The organism is Fibrobacter sp. UWB15, from assembly GCF_900177705.1.
GTDB lineage: Bacteria > Fibrobacterota > Fibrobacteria > Fibrobacterales > Fibrobacteraceae > Fibrobacter.
Window position 1 is genome coordinate 896,272 of record NZ_FXBA01000001.1, and the last position, 23,431, is coordinate 919,702.

Annotated in this window: 20 protein-coding genes and 3 tRNA genes; 16 read left to right on the forward strand and 7 right to left on the reverse strand. The window is 50.6% G+C overall.

The genetic code is table 11. The annotated features are described in order from the left end of the window. The first annotated feature begins 35 nt into the window (after positions 1 to 35). From B9Y58_RS03675 to B9Y58_RS14340, 4 genes are all read left to right on the forward strand, one after another. Entirely contained in the window at positions 36 to 497 is a 462-nt protein-coding gene (locus tag B9Y58_RS03675) for a 23S rRNA (pseudouridine(1915)-N(3))-methyltransferase RlmH (RefSeq protein WP_073054307.1), read from the forward strand. Between the two features lie 259 nt (positions 498 to 756). Continuing rightward, a tRNA-Lys gene (locus B9Y58_RS03680) sits at positions 757 to 829 on the forward strand. Positions 830 to 942: 113 nt separating this feature from the next. Then, positions 943 to 2,508 carry a peptide chain release factor 3 gene (locus B9Y58_RS03685; protein WP_073054311.1) on the forward strand — a complete coding sequence of 522 codons (1,566 nt, stop codon included), beginning with the start codon at positions 943 to 945 and terminating at the stop codon, positions 2,506 to 2,508. Positions 2,509 to 2,590: 82 nt separating this feature from the next. Continuing rightward, complete coding sequence (locus B9Y58_RS14340) at positions 2,591 to 3,775, forward strand: RICIN domain-containing protein (protein ID WP_073054313.1); 1,185 nt, start codon at positions 2,591 to 2,593, stop codon at positions 3,773 to 3,775. Positions 3,776 to 3,857: 82 nt separating this feature from the next. Here the strand turns inward: B9Y58_RS14340 and B9Y58_RS03695 are convergent. From B9Y58_RS03695 to B9Y58_RS03720, 6 genes are all read right to left on the reverse strand, one after another. Beyond that, positions 3,858 to 3,933 (reverse strand) — tRNA-Asp (locus tag B9Y58_RS03695). 23 nt (positions 3,934 to 3,956) lie between these two features. Beyond that, positions 3,957 to 4,031, reverse strand: a tRNA-Val gene (locus tag B9Y58_RS03700). 6 nt (positions 4,032 to 4,037) lie between these two features. Continuing rightward, the gene (locus B9Y58_RS03705; protein ID WP_073054315.1) at positions 4,038 to 4,226 is read right to left on the reverse strand and encodes a hypothetical protein; all 189 of its coding nucleotides are present in this window, start codon (positions 4,224 to 4,226) and stop codon (positions 4,038 to 4,040) included. A 185-nt stretch (positions 4,227 to 4,411) separates the two neighbouring features. Continuing rightward, on the reverse strand, positions 4,412 to 6,697 hold the full coding sequence (locus B9Y58_RS03710) for an HD family phosphohydrolase (protein WP_073054318.1): 2,286 nt from the start codon (positions 6,695 to 6,697) through the stop codon (positions 4,412 to 4,414). A gap of 39 nt (positions 6,698 to 6,736) precedes the next feature. After that, positions 6,737 to 7,687, reverse strand: coding sequence for a PhoH family protein (locus B9Y58_RS03715; protein WP_073054319.1), 951 nt, complete (start codon positions 7,685 to 7,687; stop codon positions 6,737 to 6,739). Positions 7,688 to 7,708: 21 nt separating this feature from the next. Further along, entirely contained in the window at positions 7,709 to 7,999 is a 291-nt protein-coding gene (locus B9Y58_RS03720) for a hypothetical protein (RefSeq protein ID WP_073054320.1), read from the reverse strand. 112 nt (positions 8,000 to 8,111) lie between these two features. Between B9Y58_RS03720 and B9Y58_RS03725 the strand changes: the two genes are divergently transcribed. The 9 genes from B9Y58_RS03725 (at position 8,112) to B9Y58_RS03765 (ending at position 19,041) form a co-directional block, all read left to right on the forward strand. Next, positions 8,112 to 9,476, forward strand: a complete 1,365-nt coding sequence (locus B9Y58_RS03725; protein WP_083532196.1) for an aminopeptidase P family protein — start codon at positions 8,112 to 8,114, stop codon at positions 9,474 to 9,476. A gap of 86 nt (positions 9,477 to 9,562) precedes the next feature. Further along, positions 9,563 to 11,257: a proline--tRNA ligase gene (locus B9Y58_RS03730; protein ID WP_073054321.1), complete on the forward strand. Its 1,695-nt coding sequence runs from the start codon at positions 9,563 to 9,565 to the stop codon at positions 11,255 to 11,257. 115 nt (positions 11,258 to 11,372) lie between these two features. Then, entirely contained in the window at positions 11,373 to 12,146 is a 774-nt protein-coding gene (locus tag B9Y58_RS03735; RefSeq protein WP_073054322.1) for a hypothetical protein, read from the forward strand. Between the two features lie 141 nt (positions 12,147 to 12,287). Beyond that, positions 12,288 to 13,574, forward strand: coding sequence for an FKBP-type peptidyl-prolyl cis-trans isomerase N-terminal domain-containing protein (locus tag B9Y58_RS03740; RefSeq protein ID WP_073054323.1), 1,287 nt, complete (start codon positions 12,288 to 12,290; stop codon positions 13,572 to 13,574). A 9-nt stretch (positions 13,575 to 13,583) separates the two neighbouring features. After that, positions 13,584 to 15,509: a tRNA uridine-5-carboxymethylaminomethyl(34) synthesis enzyme MnmG gene (gene mnmG, locus B9Y58_RS03745; protein ID WP_073054324.1), complete on the forward strand. Its 1,926-nt coding sequence runs from the start codon at positions 13,584 to 13,586 to the stop codon at positions 15,507 to 15,509. 124 nt (positions 15,510 to 15,633) lie between these two features. Then, the gene (locus tag B9Y58_RS03750) at positions 15,634 to 15,921 is read left to right on the forward strand and encodes a hypothetical protein (protein WP_073054325.1); all 288 of its coding nucleotides are present in this window, start codon (positions 15,634 to 15,636) and stop codon (positions 15,919 to 15,921) included. A 173-nt stretch (positions 15,922 to 16,094) separates the two neighbouring features. After that, positions 16,095 to 16,700: a penicillin-binding protein activator LpoB gene (locus B9Y58_RS03755; RefSeq protein WP_073054326.1), complete on the forward strand. Its 606-nt coding sequence runs from the start codon at positions 16,095 to 16,097 to the stop codon at positions 16,698 to 16,700. Positions 16,701 to 16,790: 90 nt separating this feature from the next. Then, complete coding sequence (nirJ1, locus tag B9Y58_RS03760) at positions 16,791 to 17,963, forward strand: putative heme d1 biosynthesis radical SAM protein NirJ1 (protein ID WP_073054756.1); 1,173 nt, start codon at positions 16,791 to 16,793, stop codon at positions 17,961 to 17,963. 64 nt (positions 17,964 to 18,027) lie between these two features. Continuing rightward, positions 18,028 to 19,041 carry an Lrp/AsnC family transcriptional regulator gene (locus B9Y58_RS03765; RefSeq protein ID WP_073054328.1) on the forward strand — a complete coding sequence of 338 codons (1,014 nt, stop codon included), beginning with the start codon at positions 18,028 to 18,030 and terminating at the stop codon, positions 19,039 to 19,041. An 8-nt stretch (positions 19,042 to 19,049) separates the two neighbouring features. Here B9Y58_RS03765 and B9Y58_RS03770 read toward each other — a convergent pair whose 3' ends face one another. After that, the gene (locus B9Y58_RS03770; RefSeq protein ID WP_073054330.1) at positions 19,050 to 19,859 is read right to left on the reverse strand and encodes a hypothetical protein; all 810 of its coding nucleotides are present in this window, start codon (positions 19,857 to 19,859) and stop codon (positions 19,050 to 19,052) included. A 101-nt stretch (positions 19,860 to 19,960) separates the two neighbouring features. On the opposite strand from B9Y58_RS03770, the gene B9Y58_RS03775 reads away from it, so the two are divergent. From B9Y58_RS03775 to hemC, 3 genes are read left to right on the forward strand one after another with little or no spacing between them, the layout of a single operon-like run. Continuing rightward, a complete protein-coding gene (locus B9Y58_RS03775; RefSeq protein ID WP_073054332.1) occupies positions 19,961 to 21,226 on the forward strand; it encodes a CotH kinase family protein in 1,266 nt (421 codons plus the stop codon). A 20-nt stretch (positions 21,227 to 21,246) separates the two neighbouring features. Continuing rightward, positions 21,247 to 22,482, forward strand: coding sequence for a glutamyl-tRNA reductase (gene hemA / locus B9Y58_RS03780; RefSeq protein WP_073054334.1), 1,236 nt, complete (start codon positions 21,247 to 21,249; stop codon positions 22,480 to 22,482). Further along, positions 22,475 to 23,428, forward strand: coding sequence for a hydroxymethylbilane synthase (gene hemC / locus B9Y58_RS03785; RefSeq protein ID WP_073054336.1), 954 nt, complete (start codon positions 22,475 to 22,477; stop codon positions 23,426 to 23,428). The genes hemA and hemC overlap by 8 nt, the downstream gene beginning before the upstream one ends. Positions 23,429 to 23,431: the final 3 nt, after the last annotated feature.

A 23,431-nucleotide genomic window follows, 5' to 3' on the forward strand; every position in this document is an offset into this window, starting at 1 on the left:
CTTCCAACTTCCTACTTCTAACTTCCTACTAAACAATGAAATGGGTTTTAGCAGTTTTTGGTAAGGCGGGTTCGCCGTTTATTGCCGACGAGGTCGACAAGTACGTGAAGCGCTTGCGTGGGGGAGTGTATCCGCTCGAAGTTGTGGAACTCAAGGAATCCAAGATAGACGACCGCGTGCAGGCGCTGGCTCAAGAGGCGGCCCTGTTCGATAAGAAATTCCCGAAGTCGGAATACAAGCGCGTTATTTTGTCTGAAGAAGGCAAGCTGATGGACACGGTCAAGCTGTCGGACACCTTGCGCGACCGTTTTCCGGGGAATATCGTGTTTTTGATCGGGTCGGCGTACGGCATCGACGAAAACTTGAAGAAGACCGCCGACTTGCTCCTGTCGCTTTCGCCGCTGACTTTTACCCATGACCACGCCCGCGTACTTTTCGCGGAACAGCTTTACCGAGTCCAGATGGTCATGCAAAACCACCCGTACCATCATAGATAAAAATTCAAAATATTGTGTAAAATGCAAGTGAGAATGACGTTGATGAAAATCAATGTTGTATATCGTTGTGGAAGCAATAGCGTTGGCCAAGGATGGGGAGGGTGCAGGGAGGGGCCCGTGCGGCCTTCGCAACTCCGAGCTGGGGCCCCGCCCGCATCAAAAAAAGTTTTTTTTCTTGATTTTTTATAAAAAAAAGCTCGAATATCCCCTTGACGGAGTCAAAAATCTTTTCTATTATTGTGCGCGTCCAAGCGACTATGGATGATTAGCTCAGTTGGTAGAGCAGCTGACTCTTAATCAGCGGGTCGCAGGTTCGACCCCTGCATCATCCACTTAAAACCGTCTCACCCCGAGGCGGTTTTTCTTTTTTTGCCTGCAAGTCATTCCGGCCTTGAGCCAGAATCAGCATTGTTTAATTGATTAACATTATTCTATATTTGGCGCCATGAATTCCGAAATCGAAAAACGCCGCACTTTTGCCATTGTCAGCCACCCTGACGCAGGTAAAACCACCATCACCGAAAAGTTCCTCTGGTACGGAAACGTCATCCGCGAAGCGGGTCACGTGCGCGCCAAGGCGAACCGCAGCTATACGGTGAGTGACTGGATGAAGATCGAACAGCAGCGCGGTATTTCGGTTTCGAGTTCCGTGCTGAATTTCCCGTTCGAAGGTTGCATGTTCAACCTGGTTGATACCCCGGGGCACCAGGACTTCTGCGAAGACACCTACCGCGCCCTCACCGCCGTGGATGCCGCCCTCGTGCTTATCGATAGCGTGAACGGTGTGGAAAAGCAGACCATCAAGCTCATGGATGTGTGCCGCATGCGCCATACGCCGATCATCACGTTCATCAACAAGATGGACTTGGATGGCCGCCACGTGCTCGACTTGCTCGACGAAATTGAAAGCATCTTGAAAATCAAGGTCGCCCCCTTTACGCTCCCCATTGGCGTGGGTAAGCTTTTCAAGGGCGTGTATTCCATCGCTGAAAACACCTTCCACACCTTCAATAAAGAAGAAGGCCATCAGGAAATCATCCAGATGGAAGGCCCCGACGATCCGCGCCTTGTAGAAATGTGCGGCGAAAACTGGGTCGCCCAGTTCAAGGAAGAATACGAGATGGTGACCGGCGCCATGGATCCGTTCGACCACGAAAAGTTCCTGAAGGGCGAAATGTGCCCCGTGTTCTTCGGTTCTGCGGTGAACAACTTCGGTGTGCGTCAACTGTTGAACGCTTTTGCAAAGCTTGCGCCGCCCCCGATGGTTCGTGAGACCGACAAGCGCCCGGTGAGCCCCGACGAAGATGCCTTCAGTGCGTTTGTCTTCAAGATTCAGGCCAACATGGACCCCAAGCACCGCGACCGTACGGCATTCCTGCGCATTTGCTCGGGCAGCTTTACCCGTGGCGAAAAGGTTTACCACGTGCGCACGGGCCGCGAAATCCGCCTGGCTGCTCCGACCGCTTTCCTCGCGAAGGACAAGGAAGTGATCGATCACGCCTGGGCGGGCGATATCGTGGGTATCAACGACCCGGGACTGTTCCGCATCGGCGATACCTTGACCGACGGCGAAAAAATCAACTTCACCGGCATTCCGGATTTTGCTCCGGAACACTTCGCCCGCGTAACGCTTTTGAATCCGCTTAAGTCTAAGCAGATGGCGAAGGGCCTTGCCGAACTTAGCGAAGAAGGCGCAACCCAGCTGTACGAACCGCTCAAGTCCGCTATTCCTGTGATTGGCGTGGTGGGCGAGTTGCAGTTTGACGTGCTCAAGTTCCGCCTGCAGAGCGAATACGGTGCCGATGTGTCGCTGGACCGCGTGCCCGCACACGGAATCCGCTGGGTGTCGGGCCCCGAAGCCGATGTGGCCAAGTTCGCCGAAGAATATGCGATGGATTGCATGATGGACAAGGAACGTAATCTCGTTTGCCTGTTCCCCAACGAGTATCGTCTGAACCTCGCCATCAAGAACTACGAAAAGCTGACCTTCGCGGCTACCTCGCAGGGCTAGAATCAAGGTAAAATCGAAAATTTTACTTGCATAGACTCCGGTCTGAATATACATTTAGAATGGTGTTCGGATTGGAGTCTTTATGAATTTTACAGGGTCGCTTAAGTTCCTTACATTGTCTGCAATTTTGACGGTATGCCTTGCCGGCAATGCATTCTCAGCTGTTGAATACACTTTGCATAATAAGTCGACGAATCCAACCGCCGACGAGCAGGATGCCTATAAGCGCATCACGACCGTCATGGATTCGGCGGTCAAACTCTACAATACCTACTCGAACCTCTCGAAGTTCATCAACGTGTATTACGCACCGGGCGTGCCCACGGCCGAAGCCAGCAGTAACGGAGACTTGCGCTTTGGCGAAAACCGCAGCTACATGGTGGTACCGACAGCCATGCACGAGATGGGCCACACGATGGGTATCGGGACCACGTCGGAATATGCGGCAACGTGTGTAGATGGAGTCTTCAGGAACGACAAAGTTCAGGCGAAACTTCGTGAGATGGATGGCCCGAACGCGGAACTCCATTGCGACCGTCAGCATATCTGGCCGTATGGTTTGAACCAGGCAAGCGAAGCCAAGTCCGAGCAGGACCTGATCAACCACGTGATTCTCGTGGAGACCATTTACCAGCAGCTGTTCAAGGTGGCGTTCTACAAAGAGGGGAGAATCAAGTCCCTTGGCGATACCAAGAAGTGCATGGGGATTACTTCGAGTAACGCTCTGGAATTGATGGATTGTAAGGATACGGCGACTTTTGTGAAGATTTTCTCGGTGGGCGACAACCCGGTTACATACTACATTCAGCTCGGGAACCGCGTCGTGGATATCCCGAACGAATCCACGGCGGCAGGCATTAGAGCGGCCACCTACGGTTATAATGGCGGCGCTCACCAGCGGTACGTATTTGAAGGCGCTCCAGTCAATACACCGAATGCATTCTACCTCAAGAATTACAAGAGCGGGCATTATCTGCAGTCGGTGGAAAATACCGTAGTGCAGAATCCGAAACAGCAGAACGATTCGTTCATCTGGCAGATTCAAGAAACTATCGAGGAAGATACTTCGGCTACAGACACCTCGTCTGCAGATACCTCTGTCGCGGATACGAGCAAGAAGGATACTTCCAAGACGGATATTGCTGCAAGGCAAATTGTACACACGCAGCAGCTCCGGTTGCCGACGAGAACCTTCGACCTGAAGGGACGCGCCGTTCGCAAGCAGACGCTAAGCCGCGGGCGCGGAACGATTCTATTTAACAGGTGAAATCAATTTTATAAGCTAATTCCGAACCAAGTTCGGAATGACTGCAAACGAAAAAGACTCTCTAAAAGAGAGTCTTTTTTCGCGGGATAGACGAGGCTTGAACTCGCAACCTCCGGCGTGACAGGCCGGTGCTCTAACCAAAATTGAGCTACCACCCCAAATCATTTCCGATTTTCGGTAGTGGGCGATAACGGATTCGAACCGCTGACATTCTGCTTGTAAGGCAGACGCTCTGAACCAGCTGAGCTAATCGCCCGAAATTTTACTTGTCTTGCTTTTTGCCCTTCCAGAGGATTCCGAGCGGAATGACCACGAGATAGGCGGCAACCAAGATAAGCGGTGCAACCGTGAGAGAAACCGGATTGTCTGCAGGGCCAGTGGCGAGGCAAATGAAACCGATAACGAGGAGCAACACACCGAGAGCAATCAGAATGATATTCTTTTTATCCATCAGTATTAATCCTCTTCTCAAGATTACGAAGCCAAATATACAAAGTTTACGGCGCTTGTCAACCGATTTAGGGCTAAAAAGCGCACTTTTTTTGCTCTGTGAGCAATAAACGCCTCGTATTAACGAGGCGTGGTTGCGAGAGCGAGCGCTCGGGGGACGTACTTAGTAGATTGGGCGCGAGCGGTCTATTTCTGTCCCGGATACTTGACGCGGGTGTGGTACGTTCCGTCCAAACTATCCAGGAATGCCCGTTCGAGCTTGAACAGCTCCTTAATAGACAAGTTACATTCGTTAAACTGGCCTTCGGTAAAGCGGCTTTCGATGGTCTTGTGAATCATCGCAGCCAATGCTTCGGGACTTGTATCTGTCATGGAGCGGCTAGTCGCTTCGATAATGTCGGCGAGCATAAGAATTGCTGTTTCCTTGCTCTGCGGCTTCGGGCCCTTGTAGCTGTAATCTTCGACCTTTACTTCTTCGCCGGTTTCCTTGGCGTTTTCAAGCGCCTTGTGGTAGAAGTATTGGATAATCGAAGAACCGTGGTGTTCGCGAATGCCTGCGGCAACAAGGGTCGGAATGTTGTATTCGTTGGCAAGGGCCGTGCCTTGTTCCACATGCCCGGTAATAATCTTGACCGACTGCAACGGATCGATGTTGTTATGCGGGTTGATTCCTTGCTTCTGGTTTTCAGTAAAATATTCGGGGCGCATGGTTTTGCCGATATCGTGATAAAGCGCCATCACGCGCACCAAGAGTGAATTGGCTCCGATGCTTTCGGCGACATGTTCGGCAAGGTTTGAAACCTGAATACTGTGGTGGAATGTACCCGGAGCATATTCCGAAATGCGCTTGAGAGCCGGACGGTTGAAGTCCGACATTTCCATAAGGGTCAGCACCGTGGTGATACCGAAAATACGTTCCATCAAGTGAATCAATGCCACAGAAGTAAGGGCGTAGCAAAGCACGATGTTTGCACCTGCCGCAATCAAGTTCTGGTAGAATGCTTCGAACGAAAGCCTGTTGCGCAGCAAGAACATAACGCTAATCGCCGCGGCCATGGCAAGAATGCCGACAATGATTCCCCAAACGAACTGCACTCTGTAGCGAATGCGGGCGATGGGTGCGGTTGCCACAAAGGTCACTGCAATGGCGCATATCATGGCGGCGAGGTCGTAGCCGTTCAAAATGCCAAAAATCATGGCCGAGAAAACGGTGAATGCAATGCCTATGCGGCGATCATAAAGCACGGTGGCCGTAATGGGGGCAAATGCAAACGGGTACAGCCACATAAAGTCGAGATTTTCGGAAATAATCGAAATTTCAAGACTATTTATGCTACCTGACAGATGGCGCACACCCCAGAAGGCGATAATTTGCAACATGGCAAGAGCGATAAGGCTCCAAAGCTGGCGAGCATTTTTGAACATGCCTCTAGAGGGCGTGCTATACAGGAACATGAAGAAGAACGAAATAATCAAGACAAAAATAAGAGCGTTACCATAAATGGCCGTAAAGGTCTTGGAGTTTTCTTCTTTTTGTTGGGCACGCTGCAATGCGTCAATCTTTTCGAGGATTTCCTTGGTGATGGGAGCACCCTGGGCCACAATTTCCATGCCGCGCGGCACCATGCCCTTAATGAGCGTCACCTTGTTGCGGGCTTCTTCGCGACTTGCAATCGTTTCTTTTTCGAGGTAGAAAACGTTCGGCATCATGAACACGAACAACGTTTCGTAGAAGGCGCTCAAGAGCCCCTGTTCGTTCGGGAAACTCATCTGAAGCTGGGCAAAGGCTTCGTCGATACGGCGGCGGAGCGGCTGGATGTTGCTTGCTTCAATAGTCGTCTTTTCGTTATCTTTAATCAGCGTAATGTTCGGCTTGGTGTAGACGATGTACTTGAAGTCTTGCAAATTGTAGTTGTCTCGGTAAAGCTGAGCAGCCGTTTCGGTGCTTGCGATAAATGTGTTCGAAACGCCTGCCTGCAACATGCGGTTGAAAACGTTCAGCAACGAGTCACGAGCCTTGGAATTGAGACTCAATGGCTTAATTGCAGATGTTGAAATACGCTGCTTCAAGACTTCGTAAATGCGGGACGCCTGCACCACCTTGGACTGCAGGGTAGAGTCGCTTTCGCCGCTTGCGGTAAGCTGGTTGATTTGAATTTGCAATGAACCGTACTGGGCGAGCTTGTGCAGGAACGACTTGAGGTCTTCGTAAACGCGGTTGGTTTCGTCGCTGTTGTAGCCAAAGATGGCATTCACCTTTTCGGCGGCGCGGGTCTTTTCGGCCTCAATTTCCTGTTCAGACTTGGGCACTTCGAAGTTGATGGGGGCGACGATTGTACGCGTACTCACCTGGCCCAAGTGCGGGCGTTCCGACTGGAGCGCGATGTTCTTATCGGGGAACATGAAAATCGCGGCGGCGACAATCAAAACCCAGCCGATAATAAAATGAAGTCTCATCTGTTTCTTTTTCATAAATATTCTCTAAGACCGTAGGAAGTGGACTTTGGGAAGTTATTCCTTCCCTTTTTCATAAGCGTTCAATATGTCTTTCACGAGCGGGTGGCGGAGCACGTCGGTCGCTTCGAATTCCACCTGTGCAATTCCGTGGATGCCTTTCAAGAGTTTCATGGCATGTACCAGGCCCGACTTTTGGCCCTTGCCCAAGTCCACTTGAGTAGCATCACCAGTAATAATAGCTTTGCTGTGGGGGCCTAAGCGAGTGAGGAACATTTTCATTTGTTCGGGCGTAGTGTTTTGCGCTTCGTCTAGAATAATAAAGGCGCGCTTAAGGGTGCGGCCGCGCATGTAGGCGAGCGGGGCGACTTCGATAGCGCCAGTTTCTTCGTACTTGCGCAGCCTTTCCACTGGCAAAAGCTCGGCGAGGCTGTCGTGGATGGGGCGCAGATACGGCGCGATTTTTTCTTTTAAGTCGCCGGGCAGGTAGCCGAGCGATTCGCCTGCTTCGACTGCCGGGCGCACCAGGCAAATGCGTTCTGCCTCGTGCCGCTCCAAGCTTGCGACTGCAAGCGTTACCGCCAAGAAGGTCTTGCCGGTTCCGGCGGGGCCTTTGGCAAAGATGATGTCGTTATGTTCGACTGCGGATACTAGTTCGGCCTGGGCTTTCGTTTTTGCGAATACAGAAACACCCATGCGGTTTCTGAAAATGGGCGTAGTGGGAATAGCCCCGCTACGGTCATCTAGAGAAACGTCGGTGGGGTTTAGCATCCGTTCCAGTTCGTTAGCCGTAAGCACCTTGCCGTGTCTCGCAGCCATTTTCAGCTGGTCGAGTACAGCAAAAACCCCCGTTGTATCGCCGTTTTCTTTGGGAATAATGCGGAGTCCCGGGAGTCTTGTCTGTATTTCAACACAAAAACGGCTCTCCAATAAGCGGAAAACCGTTTCGTTCTCACCTGAAATCGTTCGTTTCAGGTCGTCTGATAAAGAATAGCGTAGTTCGTTCATCGAGAACGTGTCAGCTATAAATTATTCCTCGGAAGCAGGAGCTGTAGAGATACCGAGCTTGTTCTTGGCTTCGAAGATTTCCTTGCGGAGCTTATGGTTTTCTTCGGTAATGGCGACAGCTTCGTCTTCGGTCTTTTTCAGCTTGTTTTCGTCAATCTTTTCCTTAGGAGCAGATCTCTGAGCGGACGGAGAGCTGCTATCGTCGCCATAATCGTCGTCGCTAGAAGAACCACCGGAAGAACCGGCGCAAGCGGTGAACAGTGCTACAGTTGATGCTGCAAGGATCAATTTCCAATTTTTAAAAAGAGACATTTAATCAGGCTCCATTCTAGTCTGTGATGCCTCAAATGTATATAATTTAAAGCAAAAGCGGTGCGAAAAAGGTAAATTTATACCGAAATTTTACCTTTTCAGAGGCGAAAAAATGGTTGAAAAGTCAATTTATAAGCCCTATTCGCAAGTTTTTATCTCATCTGAACGCTACAATTCCAAGAATTTGTATAAAAAACGCCGCAAGGCCATGCTCAAGGAACTTGATTCGTTCTGCGTTTTTGCAGGAATCCCGATGGACCCCGGAACAGAAGAAGCCTACGTGCAAATCTGGAATAAAATGGTGCAGGAACCGGCGTTCATGTACCTGACGGGAATCAACCAGGCGGGTTGCTACCTGTTGCTCGATCCTAGGACCGACGAAGAAATCTTGTTTGTTCCGCCCAAGGACCCGTTCAAGGAATTTTGGAACGGCAAGCGCTTGGGCTTTTTGGAAGGCGATAAAGAGGTGGCCCGCGTAACGGGAATTAAGGATGTTCGCCCTGTAGATGAACTCATGGACACGGTGGTTGCCCGCGCGAAAAAGCTTTCGAAGGGGGGCTACGCTTACGCCTACTACTTTGAAAAGTTCAAGGAAGACCACAACGACCGGTTCAGGCACCAGTTGCTCAAGGCACTTAAGCCAACCGGCATCAAGCTCAAGAGTGCTGCAGCTCTGCACTGGGCCCTCAGACTCCCGCTGGAACCTGAGCGCATTAAGGATGCCGAAGCGGCGCAGGCGGTCACGAATAACGCCTTCCGCATGGTACTTGCCGAAATGAAGGCCTTCAAGACTGAGCGCGAATTGGGCTTGAAGCTCGATTACGAAATGCAGCGCAAGAGCGATGGCGACCTTGCGTTCCCGACGATTGTCGCGGGTGGTGCAAACGCTTGCTGCTTGCATTATGTCAAAAAAGACGAACCGCTTAAAGCAGGGGAGTTGGTGCTGTTAGATTTCGGTATCCGCATCGGAAGCCTGCACAGCGATCTTTCCCGCACCATTCCTGTAAACGGCAAGTTTAATCCGTTGCAGAGATTGCTGTACCAGATAGTGCTTGATTCTCAGGTTGAGTACCAGAAGCATGTGCGCCCGGGCGTATCTCTCAAGGAAATCGGGATGGTCCCTTGGGACTATATTATGCAGGAACTGGAAAGCCGTTTGGTTAAAGGTGCGAAGGGTTCGTACAAACTATTGTATGACAAGCGCCCGCACGGCGTAAGCCACTTTATCGGCGAACAGATTCATGAAGGCGAACCGGGAACCCGCTCCTTGGATACAGTCCTCAAGCCGGGAATGCTGATTTCTTGCGAGCCGGGGCTCTACGGCGAATTCAAGGCGACCATTGCCGGCAAGACCTACCGCGAAAAAATCGGTATCCGCATCGAAGACGACCTGCTGATTACCAAGGACGGATTCAGGAATATTTCAGAAGATATCCCGAAGTCCGTTGACGATTTGGAACGGTTGATGAAAGGTTGATTTTTTATCGGTTTCTCTCGTCTCTCGCCTCTCGTCTCTCGTCTAATTTCTAAATTTAGTCCGTAAAATTTTAAAAGGCAAAAACCATGAAACTCTCCAAGTACTTTTACGTGACGCTCCGCGAAACGCCGAGCGACGCCACCATGCCCAGCCATATCTTTTTGATGCGCGGCGGCTACATCAAGCCCGTCTCTACCGGTATCTACTCCATGATGCCGATGGGTTTCCGCGTGATCCAGAAGATCGTGAACATCATCCGCGAAGAAATGAACAAGATTGGCGGTATCGAAGTGGACCTGCCGGTGGTACAGACCGCCGAACTCTGGAGCGAATCGGGCCGTTACCAGGCCATCGGTGAAGAACTCCTGCGTTTCAAGGACCGCAACAACCACAACATGGTGCTCGCCATGACCCACGAAGAAGCCATGACGGACCTCGTGCGCTACGTGCTCAACAGCTACAAGCAGCTGCCGGTGATGCTCTACCAGTTCAAGACCAAGTACCGCGACGAAGCCCGTGCCCGTGGCGGCCTTATCCGCGTTCGCGAATTCCTGATGAAGGACGCCTACAGTTTCCACACCAGCCAGGAAGATCTGGACCGTCACTACCAGGAAGAATACGACGCCTACCTGCGCATCTACCGTCGCGTGGGCATTGAACCGGTGGTGGTGCAGAGCGATACGGGTATCATGGGCGGTAAGGTCGCTCACGAATTCATGCTGGATACTCCGAACGGCGAAGACTACTTGATTCTTTGTAAGAAGTGCGGCTACCAGGCCAACCGCGAAATCGCCAAATTCCAGCGCGTGCCGTTCAAGGGCGACGAAAATGCAGCTCTCGAAAAGGTCGAAACTCCGCACTGCGCAAGCATCGAAGATCTCACCAAGTTCCTGAACGTGCCTGCCGAATCAACTGCCAAGTGCGTGTTCTTCGACTTCGAAGGCAAGCTCATCACGGTCGTTGTCCCGGGCAACCTCGACGTTTCCGAAATCAAGCTCCACAACCTACTGAAGGCGAAGGAACTTTACCCTGCCGAAGACAGCCTCATCAAGGCCTGCGGCATGGTTCCGGGCTTTGCTTCCCCGATCAATTCTCACGACACCCGCATCATCGTGGACGAAGCAATCGCCGATTCCTTCGACCTCGTGACCGGCGCCAACGAAGAAGGCTTCCACTTCAAGCATTGCAACCCGAAGCGCGACTTCCCGAAGTTCGAAGTGGCCGACATTGCCGAAGCTTCCGAAGTCTGCAAGTGCCCTTGCTGCGGTGAACTCCTTACGGAAACTCGCGGTATCGAAATGGGCAACATCTTCAAGCTCGGCACCAAGTTCTCCGAATCCATGGGTGCCAAGTTCCTCACCGCCGAAAAGACCACCGCACCCGCCATCATGGGCTGCTACGGCATCGGCGTGGGCCGCCTGATGGCCTCTGTCGTGGAAAATAGCCACGATGACTTCGGACCGATTTGGCCCAAGTCCATCGCTCCGTTCCAGGTTGAAATCGTTCCCATCGGCAAGGAAGCCGAACTCGTGGAACTCGCTGAAAAGTTCGAAAAGGAGCTCGAAGCCGCCGGCATCGACGTGCTCGTGGACGACCGCGACGAACGTCCGGGCGTCAAATTCAAGGACGCCGACCTGTGGGGCTCTCCGGTGCGCATCGCCATCGGCAAGAAGGGACTTGCGAACGGTGAAGTCGAATGGAAGTTCCGTAACGAAAAGGAATTCTCCATGGTCAAGGTCGAAGACGTTGTCGAAAAGGCCAAGGCATACTTTAAAGAATAAACGAAGCGTTGTTCGTGCGTTTAATCACCTCTGCTTCGGCAGGGGTGTTTTTTTCTTGACGGAGCTGTGTTTTTTTCTTACATTCCGTGAGAGATTATATAAACAGAGGTGTTTTATGAAAAAGATTCTTTTGACTTCATTCGTCGCCGCAGTCTGCGCCATGATGCTTGCTTGTGGAAGCGATTCCGGTACCAATTCCGGCTCGAACGGGGGTGCGATCAATACACCGTCGGTGGGTAATACATCGGCAATCCTTCTGCCGCATGAGTGTGAAAAAATCATGCAGGCCTTGCCTGTCCAGCCGGAATTGCCTTATGTCACAGTCAATGAAGTGAATTCAGATGATCAATGTAATGTTGAAATCCCTACAGCCGTTGACTCATCAACTATAATGAATTTTTTGAATAATTTGAGTGCATATGGTGAGGCTATTGCTCCTACGTTAGTTGAAAAAGGGTCTCAATCGTGGGCTTATAGCTATAGTGTGAACATGGGTGTTACGCTTTGGTATGAAGGGGAAAATCACTTTAGTATTCGTTTAGAAAGTGATTGCCGAAATGCAGCCTATGTGGCAAATATTCCAGAAAAAGATTCTATTTGGAATAGTGAAGGCGACGATGGGGACGTTTCTTGTACCCTTTATACATCTGCATATAAATATTCTGAAATTCCTATGACGCAAATGCAGTTAGAAGAAAAAATGGCTACTCTTGTAGCAGATGGTTGGGCTGTAACGACTGGTTGCGCCCGTCGTCTAGATTTAGATGCTGATGCATACTGTTTCCAAAAACAGGTTAACAATTATCTTTTCGAATTAGGTTATGGACCCGATGAAAATGGGGCTCTGCTTGATGTTGGGATAGCTTTTAGCTATCAAATGATTCCCTAATTGCCTGTGTATATTCGAATTGCAAAATCCTGTAGCTAATGCTATAGGATTTTTTTATTTGAAAAAAGCGTCGGCCAGTTTTTCTAAAAAGTCATTTTTTCTATATTTTACGACGAAAAAATTTCTCTAAGGAGATTCAATATGGACATGAAGAAAATTGCTCTTGGTTCTGCGGCATTGGCTGCATTTGGTCTTATGGGTTGCAATGGCGAAAAGGCTATTGAAAAGGCTCCGGCCGCAATTACTGCAAATTCTACCGACGACCAGAAGTTCGCCTATATGCTGGGTGCCCAGTTCGGTGGCCAGAACTTCACGATTATTCCGCGCCAGATGGGCGAGGAACTTTTCCAAGACGCCGTTATCCAGGGTGTTCTTGACGATGTGAAGTCTAGCAAAGACACGAACTTCAAACCCCAGATGATTCCGGATTCCCTGCAGGCTATTAGCCAGCGCTACTCTACGATCGCTCGTAAGCGTTACGAAGAAACCCGCCCGGATAGCGCTATGATGGCCGAAGGTAATAACGAAAAGATCAAGGCTTACATTGATTCCGTGGCCCGCGCTCAGCCGATTGCAAAGGCTCCGACTTCTACTGGTGCCGCTATTACTATTGCTGCCGATTCTCCAGACAACACCAAGTTCTCTTACCTGCTCGGTCTTCAGTTTGCACACCAATTTATCAATATCGGTAACCAATTCCAGACCGAATTCGATGTGGACTACTTTATTTTGGGCATCAAAGAATCTGCCGCCAAGGTTGCTGATTCTACTTACACGCTCCAGCTCCCGCAGGATTCGCTCAATGCCATTGGCCAGCGCTACCAGCAAAAAATGCAGGATTTGCGTGCTGAAGCTATTAAGAAGCAGCAGGAAGAAGAAGCCAAGCTTAAAGAAGAAATTGCACCGCTCCGTGGCGATACCCTTGCTAACGGTATGCCGCAGAAGTTCAACCTGAAGGTGAAGGCCACCAAGATTTCCGTAGATAAGACTATTGCAAAGGATCTCGAAAATCTTGAACCGTTTGCAAACAAGCCGCTCCTGGTTATGTATTTCTCTGCTACTTGCGGTCACTGCGCTCACGCAGCACCCGAAGTTCTTGCCATGGCTAAGGAATTTGCCCCGAAGGGCTTGATTACGCTCGCTGTGGCAAGCGGTGGAAACCAGAAGGTTGGCATCCGCAAGTTCATGGACAATGCCAAGTGGGACGAATCCATCAACGTGGTTTGGGACGAATCTCGCCAGTTCGGCGAACTCTATAGCGACGGCTACGTTCCGAAGGTCTACGTTGTGAACCCGGACGGCACGTACAAGATGTACGCTGCATTCGAAAGCGAAAAGGAACAGCTCAAGAAGGACCTCGCTGATCTTGTCTCTGGCAAGAAGGTAGAATGGAATCCTGAAGCTCCGAAGACTGAAGAAAAGAAGTAATCGCTTCTAATGTCTCTAATCGCAGAATACGACGTAGTCGTTGTCGGTGGTGGGCACGCTGGAATTGAAGCGACCCATGCCGCCTGGAAACTCGGTGTAAAAACAGCCATGCTCACGATGGATATTAACGCCATCGGTCGTATGAGCTGTAACCCGGCCGTAGGCGGGGTGGCCAAAGGTCAGATTGTCCGTGATATCGATGCACTCGGCGGCCTGATGGGCCTACTCACCGACAAGGCGGGCATCCAGTTCCGCATGCTCAATATGAGCAAGGGGCCGGCCGTGTGGGGCCCGCGTGCACAGTGCGACATGAAGTTCTACAGCGAAGTGGCCCGCGAAGTCATTACAAGCCTTCCGGGGCTTTCGGTGATTCAGGGGGAACTCGCTGCCTTTACGCGTATGGCCGACGGTCGCCTGGAACTCACGCTCCTGAACGGCGAACGCTATATTACCCGTTCGCTCGTGATTACGAGCGGAACCTTCCTTGCTTCCAAGATGTTTACCGGGCTCGAAACGAGCATCGGTGGGCGAGTGGGCGAGCCCAGTGCAGATAAACTCTCGGAATGCCTTGCCCGCGAAGGAATTGCGCTCCGTCGCCTTAAGACGGGGACGCCGAGCCGCCTGGACCCCGATTCCATTGACTTTAACGAATGCGACGTGCAACGCGGAGACGATACTCCGTGGCCCATGAGCGACCGTCATTTGGCAGAAACCGTTCCTGGCCGCGATGCAAATTACTTTTGGGGCGATGCTGCGAACAAATTCGTCCGCAATGACTGCGTGTGCTGGATTACGCGCACGAACCTGAAGACGCATGACATTCTGCGCAGCGGCTTTAAGGACAGTCCCATGTTCAGCGGCCGCATTCACGGCAAGGGCCCGCGCTACTGCCCGAGTATCGAAGACAAGATTAACCGCTTTGGCGACCGCGACGGCCACCAATTGTTCCTTGAACCGGAACAGGCGGATATCGGTCGCGTCTATATTAACGGCTTTAGTTCCAGCTTGCCGGCAGACATTCAGCTTGCAGCCATCCATACGATTCCTGGGCTCACGCGCGCCCGTGTATTGCAGATTGGCTATGCCGTGGAATATGATTCTGTAGACGCTACGCAGCTTTTCCCGACATTTGAATGCAAGAAGGTCTCCGGGCTTTATTTTGCAGGCCAGGTTTGCGGCACAAGCGGTTACGAAGAAGCGGCTGGTCAAGGACTCCTGGCTGGTATTAACGCCGCCCTCAAGATCAAGGGCGAAGAACCTTTGATTCTTGGCCGTTCGGATAGTTACCTTGGCGTGATGGCCGATGACTTGGTGAATATTTTGCTCGACGAGCCTTACCGCATGTTCACGAGCCGCGCTGAATACAGGCTGTTCCTCCGTAGCGATAACGCAGAAACTCGCCTTAAGGATCGTGCCCACAAAATCGGCATGATTTCGGACAGCGACTACGCTGACTGGAAACGCCGTCAGCAACTGATGGCGACCGCCCGCACCCGCATGACCGAAGAATCTGCAATGCCCGACCAGGCAAACCCGATTCTCGAAGCCGGTGGCCAGGCGTTGTCGACCGAACGTACCCGCTGGATTAATGTGTTGCGCCGTCCGGGAATTAACCCCGAGCAATTGTTCCGGACCGCGCTGCCGGACCTGAATCTGACTCGCCGCGACCAGTGGTTCATGTATGCCGAAGAAATCTATGCAGGATTCTTCGACCGGCAGGCCCGCGAAATCGATGACCAGAAGAAGATGGAATCCGTGCGCCTGCCCGTCGACTTTGACTACATGCAGGTGACCGCCGTGAGTATCGAAAGTCGCCAGCGCTTGAATGCCCACAAGCCGCTGACGCTCGGCCAGGCTAGCCGTATTCCCGGCGTACGCCCCGCCGACATTACCGTGCTTGCCCATTGGCTCGAAAACAAGAAATTGAACGGCTAGTGGTAGTCTAAAATCGCCTTTTTTAGCTTAAAAAAGCATAATTTTTAATTGCAAAACCTAGGAACAGGCGAATTTTTTACTATTTTTGCGCCGTCAAATTAACAATATTTCCAAGAGGTCTATTATGTCAGAAGAAACTGAAGTCAAATCCACAGAAGAAGTTAAGCCTCAGGAAACAAAATCCCAAGAAAAGAAGGCCCCGGCCAAGAAGAAGCGCCCCCTGAACGCCAAGCGTAAGGGTGCTCCCGCTCCCAAGAAACCGGCTGTCTTTAGCGATTCCCTGGAAGAACGTTTCCCCGCCCTCGCCGCCAAGCTCAAGAAGCAGATTGAAGACGGTATCAAGCAGAAGATCAAGGATGCCCAGAACGACCCGAAGGTCAAGGCAGCTTCTAAGAAATTCGCTGAAAAGTAATTCCGGATTTTCTTCGACAATTTAAAAGTACCGCAGATTTCGCTCTGCGGTATTTTTTATTCTGTCAGGCAGATTAGGCTATTTGTCTTTTTTATTTCTATAGAAGGGCTTAATTCATAGACAAACAAAGCGAAAGATTGTACATTTGTAAAAAATTTTCAAGGAGAAATCTAATGCGTAAATTGTTTGCTATTCTCGCTCTCGGTTGCAGCCTCTGCATGGTCGCTTGCAGCAGCGGTGGCAAGACTGTCACTCGTATCGACACTAATTCTACAACGGACCTTTCGGGTAAGTGGAACGACACCGACTCCCGCTTGGTGGCTGATGAAATGATTTCTGGCTGCTTGGGTAGCACCAAGATTGAAAAGATTATCGGCGAAATGGGCCGTACCCCGACTGTCGTGATCGGTAAGGTTCGCAACAAGAGCCACGAACACATCAGCGTCGAAACCTTTATCAAGGACATGGAACGTGCCCTCTTGAATTCTGGCGCAGTTGACTTCGTTGCCAACTCTGCCGAACGTGCCGAACTCCGTGAAGAAGTCCGCGACCAACAGGGTAACGCTACTGAAGAAACCTCCAAGGAACTCCACCAGGAAACCGGTGCTGACTGGATGCTGACCGGCACCATCAATACCATCGTTGACCAGGAAGGCGGCCAGTCCGTTATTTTCTACCAGGTGGATCTCGAACTCACCGACCTGCAGAGCCACAAGAAACTCTGGATGGGTGACAAGAAGATCAAGAAGTTCATCTCTAAGGATTCTGTGAAGCTTTAATCTACAAGTTTTCTTGCGTAACCTTTAAATAACCTCGGGCTCCGGGGTTATTTTTCTATCTTTGGGACATTCCCAAAAAAGTTTTTGATTATGATCAGTATTACCAAGCTCTTGATGGACACCCCGAACTATGGGGATCAGCTACGTTACGAACCCAAAGCCCATGAATCGAAGAATGGGGTTGTGCCCGGTCGCGGCCCGGTGGTGGTATGGAACTGCACCAAGACCTGCAACTTGAGTTGCGTGCACTGCTATGCCCGTTCCGAGGCCATCAAGTACCAGAACGAACTGACCCACGAAGAAGGCTTGGCTTTGATCGACCAGTTGGCCGATTTTAAGGTGCCGGTGATTCTCTTTAGCGGTGGTGAACCGCTTTTGCGCCCGGACTTTTTTGAATTGGCAAATTATGCAGCCTCTAAAGGCATTCGCCCGACAATCAGCACGAACGGTACCTGCATTACGCCCGATGTTGCAAAGAAACTCAAGGACATGGGTGTGGGCTACGTGGGTATCAGCTTAGACGGTTGCGAAGCGACTCATGACAAATTCCGCGGCAAGGAAGGCGCTTACAAGCTCGCTTTGCGCGGTATCCGTAACTGTGTGGCTACGGGCCAGAAGGTGGGCCTTCGCTTTACCATTACGCGCTACAACGTGCAAGACTTGAATGCGATTTTTGACTTGCTCGAAGCCGAAAATATCGACCGCGTGTGCTTCTATCACTTGGTTTACAGCGGCCGCGGCTCGGCGATGGTGCAAAACGACTTGAACCATGAAGAAAGCCGCAAAGCCATGGATTTGATTATTGACCGCACGCTCGACTTCAAGAAGCGCGGAATCAACAAGGAAATACTTACAGTCGACAACCACGCCGATGCCGTTTACCTTTACCTGCGCATGAAGCGCGAAGATCCTGCCCGTGCCGAGAAGGTGCTGGAACTCATCCGGCGCAATGGTGGTAACCGTAGCGGTATGGCCTTTGGAAACGTCGATAGCATCGGAAACGTTCACCCCGACCAGTTTACGCAGTATATTACACTTGGCAACGTACGCGAACGTAATTTCGGCGAAATCTGGAGTGACGAATCGAACCCGATTATGGCGGGCCTCAAGAACCGTAAGCCGATTCTGAAGGGACGCTGCCCCAAGTGCGCCTACCTGAATCTCTGTAACGGAAACTTCCGTACCCGCGCCGAGGCTGTAACGGGCGATTTCTGGGAAGAGGACCCGGCTTGCTACCTGACCGACGAAGAGATTAATGGATAATGTGTAATGTGTAATGAAAATCATTTCACACCTCACACTCCACACCATTCACTTCTAGTTTTACATGACTGAACTTGAACAGCATCTTCTCGCTATCATCCAGGATGCCTTCCCGCTGGAAGAACACCCGTATCTGGTGTTGGCGGAACAGCTCGGCTCCGATGAACAGAGCGTTTTTGCCGCGATCGAGAATTTGCGCCGGTCGGGTATAATCCGCCGCATCGGGGGAGTTTATGATTCCAAGGCGCTCGGTTTTATTTCACGCCTTTGCGCGGGCAAGGTGCCGTCAACCGTTTCCGGCGCTGCTGACGATTCTGCTCTAGAAAAATTTGCTGCCGTTGTTAATGTGATTCCTGCCATTACCCACAATTACGTGCGCAGCCACGAATACAACGTGTGGTTTACGGTCATGGCCCAATCTGAAGCAGAGATTCAAAAGATAGTCGATGAAGTTTGTGCGAATACGGAACTGCACGATGTCCATATCCTTAGTGCGACCGAGAAGTTCAAGATTAACACGGTGATGAAGGGCGCTGGCGCACCAGCAAACAGAATTGGTGACGAAAAACGTCATTGCGAGCCGAAGGCGAAGCAATCTCCTGCCCACTTCTTATCCGCAAATGACAGAGCCCGTATCCGTATTGCTTGCAATGACATACCGCATACGCTCACCCCGTTCAAGGATTGGGATGTTTCGTGTGACGAACTCCGCGAAGACTTGGCGTTAAGACGGATGCGCCGTTTCGGGGCAATTCTTAGACATCAAGAGGCTGGTTTTGCTTTTAATGCGATGGTCTGCTTTGCGGAAACAGTAGACAGTAGACAGTGGTCAGTAGACAGGAACTCGGTTAATCCTGCTGGAGCAATTCTTGCAAGCAAGCCTTACATTTCGCACTGTTACGAGCGGCCGGCTTTCGAAGGCTTTCCGTACACGCTGTATGCTATGATGCATGCGCAATCTGCCGAAGATTTAGACCGCTACATCAAAGAGGCTGCCAAATCCATTGGCAAACCCGACTACGCAGTTTTACATTCGGTGCGTGAACTCAAGAAGACAAGCTTTGAATTTTTCGCCTAAAAAGGTGATTACCTAATTTTCATTTCGAATCCAATTCGATGGCCAGTTTCGAAGCCGAACAGAGTGCCGTCATGGATTTCGTAATTGAGACCGAACCCGGTGGACATTCCAGCAATGTTAAAATAGCGCATGGCATCGAATTTCATTTTCATGCCGCGATACTTGTCCTTCATGCCGCGATAGCGTTTGTCTAGGTTCCTGTTTTCAGATTCTTTGAATCGTGCCTGGTAAAGAATGACTTCGCTGAATTCCCAACCTTTTTTTAAAGAATCATTCCAACCCGGTTTCCATACAAATGAAGCCTTGAATCCGATTTCATCGCCGGGCTTATAGTTTTTGTCTTCGAGGAAGGTGTTGTAGCGAATCGCGGTGCCAACGGTTAGATTTTTGGAAATCTGCAGCAAGCTAAATGGCTCTATGTTCAGGCGGTGGAAGCGGTTCTTTTGGGAGCCTTCGCCGGGCGGGATTTGCCAGCCGAGATTCAGCCCCAAATAGGGGAGAATAAGGCCTTTCGCTCCCACGTATGTCTCGTTAAAGCCGTTCACGTGCAGGTTGCAGTAATTGTGAATGTAGCCTTCGGTGGAATACTCGTAGCTGTAACTCAAGAAACGGAAAGCGCCGTCAACATAAAGGCTTAGGCGTTGGTGCACTGCATATTCCGCTGAAAGTTCCACGTCGCCGCTGTAAACGTCATCGTCTAATTCAACTGTCCCTTGAATGCCAACGTTCGTCGCTGGGGCCGCAATCGGATGCAAATTTTCTGTGGCAAAACATGCCGCAAAAGAAACCAATAAAATGCACCCGAAGAATTTGTTCATATCAGAAATATAATTTTTTTTTCTGAATTTTATTCCCTAAACGGATTTCATATCAGTGAAATTCCATTAGTGTGACAGATAAAAGAATTATATTTCCGCAAGTGATTCTTTCTGCCCGCAAAATAAACTTGTTCAAACTACTTGCCGCATTTCTTTGTTGCATCGGTTTGTACGCATGTTACTGGGCTGAACCAGAAAATGATCCCGAAAATTTGACTATAGACGATTCCATGTATCCTTATGCCGGACTCCCGAGAATCGTAATTGAAACCGAAGACTTTGCAGGTGTTCGTGACCGAGAAACCGAGATTCCTTCGCACCTGCAAATCTATGGCGAAAAAGCCCCCGAAAGCGAAGTCTACGAACTGACCGTGCGCGGCCGCGGCAATTCCAGTTTTAAAATGCCCAAGTACGGCCTAAAACTTGAATTTAAAGACAAAGTAAAACTCCTTGGAATGCCCAAGAATCGTGATTGGGCACTGATTGCTAATTATGGCGACAAGACCCATTTGCGTAACTACATGATGACCCGCCTTTCGGAATGGCTCGGTGCCAAGTATACGCCTAAAATGCAGTTTGTGGAAGTTTACCTGAATCGTAAATATATGGGGTTATACTTGTTCTCCGAAACGGTGAAGGTGGCCAAGAATCGCGTCAATATTGAAAAAAATGACACCACATTTTTAGTCGAAAAAGAAGATTCCAAAAAATTTGACCCGCCCTACATTCAGACGGACAATAACGGATACTACTACCACATTAAATCTCCCAAGAATCCGTCACCCGAAACAGAAGAACTTTTGAAAAACCACTTGAACGCTTTTGAAAATTTCATGGCGGAACAATACCTTCATAAGGCAAGCGAAATCAAGGACTGGATTGATATCGACGACTACCTTCTCTGTTACTGGGTGCAGGAATATTCTAAAAACGAAGACGGCAATTACGCCCGCAGCGTTTTCTTCACCTGGAAAAAAGGAGAACCGATCCACTTTGGACCGCTATGGGATTTTGATTTGGCCTTTGGGAACGCCTCTCGTGAACAGAACAAGAATCCTGAAGACTGGTATATTCGCAGATACCGCCTGAATTACTATATCGTTCACAATTCTTTAGTCGACAATGCCGCTATCAATTATTGGAACGAACATCGAGAAACCTTCAAGGAACTGATTGACAGCATTCCTGTTTACCGCTCCATTATCGAAAAGGCGATTAAGAACGAATATCGTCGTTGGCCCATAATTCGAAATACAGAAAACTGGGCGCTTAAGGATCCTTACGATTCTTATGACGAGGCTGTTGAGACCATGATCGAATGGATGAAACAACGTTACCAGTGGATTGACAAAGAAATCGGCTATTGAGATTTTTCTAAATTTAGTCCATGCGTAAAATCTACATGGCAGGCATGAGCCACAAGGTGGCCGAAATCGCAGTCCGCGAAAAGTTCTACATCCCGATGGATGTCAAGACCAATGCATTGAGTAATTCTCCTTTTGATGAACTTTTGATTCTTGCGACCTGCAACCGCACTGAAGTTTACGTGGCCTCTGACCGCGACCTGTCCGATGCCGAACTTGTTCAGTACGTTTGCAAACTGGCGGGGCAGAGCTACGACGATTTTGCGAAATTCTTTTATTTTAAGTCGGACGACGAGGTGGCGCACCACGTGATGAACGTATGTGCGGGTCTTGATTCGGTGGCAATGGGTGAAGACCAAATCTTGCACCAGATTGGCCGCGCCTACGAAACGGCGCACCAGTTGCACGCAACGGGCAACACCCTGAACAAACTCTTTCAGAGCGCTATTCACACCACCAAGCGCATCAAGACTGAAACCAACTTGAGCAAGCTCAGCTGCAATATTCCGTTCCTGGCAATGAAACAGGTGCAGCACACTTTCGATGACTTGGAAAATCGAACGGTGTACATTGTGGGCCTTGGAGAAATGGGTTCCTTGATGCTCAAGTACGTGCAAGAAAATACGACCAAGATTTTTGCAAGCAGCAAGACTTTTGCAAATGCAGAAAAGTATTCCGACGTGCTCACGCCAGTGCGTTACGAAGACCGCTACCAGGTCATCGGCAAGTGCGACGTGGTGATTCTTTGCAGTGCTTGCCAAGAACCGATTATCACGAAAGAGGAATATGCGAAAGCGATTGGGACCGTAGAAAAATCCAAACGCTTGGTGATTGATTTGGGTAGCCCGCGCAATGCAGAATCTAACATTGGTGAACTTGCTGGCGTGCAATACGTTTGTGTCGATGACCTTGAAAAGGTCGTGTCTGAAAATCGCCGCCTGCGCATGATCGAGCTTGAAGCTGCCCAGAAAATTCTGAAAGAAGGCATCGAGGAATTCTTGCAGTGGATGCGTATGGACGAAGTCTCGAAGCAGATTAGCGTGCATGCCGAAAGAATGTTGAAGTCGGCGAACGAAGAATCCGAAAAATTGCTGCGCTCGATGCCGGATTTGCCCGAAGAAGACCGCCACCGTGTGCAAATGATGTACGAACGTTTTGCCAAAAAGATGGCGAATGATTTCTTGTACAAGGTCAAGGCCGAAAATTCGCCCGAAGATGTGCAAGTGTTCCTCAAGTGCTTGGGGGCGAACAATGAATGAATTGAAACTTAGAGTCGCGACACGCAAGAGTGCCCTTGCCATGGCGCAGACGACATTGGTCGCCGAGGCGATTGCAGCGGCAAACCCTGGCCTGACTTATGAACTCGTTTCGATGACGACCGAAGGCGACCGCCGACTCGACAAGTCCTTGGCGAGCTTCGGCGGCAAGGGCGTATTCATCAAGGAACTTGAAGTGGCGCTCCTCGAAGGCCGCGCAGACATTGCGGTGCATAGCCTCAAGGACATGCCTGCCGAAGTATTGCCCGAATTTAAGCTTGCAGCGGTTCTTAAACGTGAAGACCCGCGCGATGCCTTTATTGCACGCGGGGGAGTGGACGGTATCAAATTCATGGATTTGCCTGCAGGGGCCCGCGTCGGCACCGGTAGCATTCGCCGCGTCGTGCAACTTAAAGCGCTTCGCCCGGATTTGGAATACGTGCCTATCCGCGGAAACATCCAGACGCGACTTTCCAAGCTTGCGGAGCTCGACGCCGTTGTGCTCGCCGCCGCCGGCCTCAAGCGCATGGGCCTTGCCGACCAAGTGACAGAATACTTCAGCACCGAACAAGTGCTCCCGGCATCGGGCCAAGGCATCCTCGCCATCGAAACACTTTCTCAGCTGCGTCATTGCGAGGGCAATAGCCCGAAGCAATCCATAGACGCAATTCTTGCGCATGTCAATGACGCCGAATCGTATGCCATCGCCGTCGCCGAAATGGCTTACCTCAAGGCACTCAATGCAGGCTGCCAGTTCCCGGTCGCAAGCTTTGCTGAATTTAGCGATGCAAGCACCCTCGCGCTCCGCGGCATCTACTGGGATGAATCTAGCAAACGTCTGCTCCGCGCTCAGGTTTCGCAGCCCCTTGACGCCCGCGCCGCCGACTCTGTTTCACAGGCCCGCGCCGCCGGCATCGCCCTTGCACAAAAAATCCGCGAACAACTTTAATTT

Excerpts from the sequence above, each read along its gene's own strand:
- B9Y58_RS03730 (WP_073054321.1), top strand. The coding sequence starts at position 9,563 with ATGAAACTCTCCAAGTACTTTTACGTGACGCTCCGCGAAACGCCGAGC.
- mnmG (WP_073054324.1), top strand. The coding sequence starts at position 13,584 with ATGTCTCTAATCGCAGAATACGACGTAGTCGTTGTCGGTGGTGGGCAC.
- hemC (WP_073054336.1), top strand. The coding sequence starts at position 22,475 with ATGAATGAATTGAAACTTAGAGTCGCGACACGCAAGAGTGCCCTTGCC.
- B9Y58_RS03765 (WP_073054328.1), top strand. The coding sequence starts at position 18,028 with ATGACTGAACTTGAACAGCATCTTCTCGCTATCATCCAGGATGCCTTC.
- B9Y58_RS03735 (WP_073054322.1), top strand. The coding sequence starts at position 11,373 with ATGAAAAAGATTCTTTTGACTTCATTCGTCGCCGCAGTCTGCGCCATG.
- hemA (WP_073054334.1), top strand. The coding sequence starts at position 21,247 with ATGCGTAAAATCTACATGGCAGGCATGAGCCACAAGGTGGCCGAAATC.
- nirJ1 (WP_073054756.1), top strand. The coding sequence starts at position 16,791 with ATGATCAGTATTACCAAGCTCTTGATGGACACCCCGAACTATGGGGAT.
- B9Y58_RS03740 (WP_073054323.1), top strand. The coding sequence starts at position 12,288 with ATGGACATGAAGAAAATTGCTCTTGGTTCTGCGGCATTGGCTGCATTT.
- B9Y58_RS03755 (WP_073054326.1), top strand. The coding sequence starts at position 16,095 with ATGCGTAAATTGTTTGCTATTCTCGCTCTCGGTTGCAGCCTCTGCATG.
- B9Y58_RS03720 (WP_073054320.1), bottom strand. The coding sequence starts at position 7,999 with ATGTCTCTTTTTAAAAATTGGAAATTGATCCTTGCAGCATCAACTGTA.
- B9Y58_RS03675 (WP_073054307.1), top strand. The coding sequence starts at position 36 with ATGAAATGGGTTTTAGCAGTTTTTGGTAAGGCGGGTTCGCCGTTTATT.
- B9Y58_RS03715 (WP_073054319.1), bottom strand. The coding sequence starts at position 7,687 with ATGAACGAACTACGCTATTCTTTATCAGACGACCTGAAACGAACGATT.
- B9Y58_RS14340 (WP_073054313.1), top strand. The coding sequence starts at position 2,591 with ATGAATTTTACAGGGTCGCTTAAGTTCCTTACATTGTCTGCAATTTTG.
- B9Y58_RS03710 (WP_073054318.1), bottom strand. The coding sequence starts at position 6,697 with ATGAAAAAGAAACAGATGAGACTTCATTTTATTATCGGCTGGGTTTTG.
- B9Y58_RS03705 (WP_073054315.1), bottom strand. The coding sequence starts at position 4,226 with ATGGATAAAAAGAATATCATTCTGATTGCTCTCGGTGTGTTGCTCCTC.
- B9Y58_RS03725 (WP_083532196.1), top strand. The coding sequence starts at position 8,112 with ATGGTTGAAAAGTCAATTTATAAGCCCTATTCGCAAGTTTTTATCTCA.
- B9Y58_RS03750 (WP_073054325.1), top strand. The coding sequence starts at position 15,634 with ATGTCAGAAGAAACTGAAGTCAAATCCACAGAAGAAGTTAAGCCTCAG.
- B9Y58_RS03685 (WP_073054311.1), top strand. The coding sequence starts at position 943 with ATGAATTCCGAAATCGAAAAACGCCGCACTTTTGCCATTGTCAGCCAC.
- B9Y58_RS03770 (WP_073054330.1), bottom strand. The coding sequence starts at position 19,859 with ATGAACAAATTCTTCGGGTGCATTTTATTGGTTTCTTTTGCGGCATGT.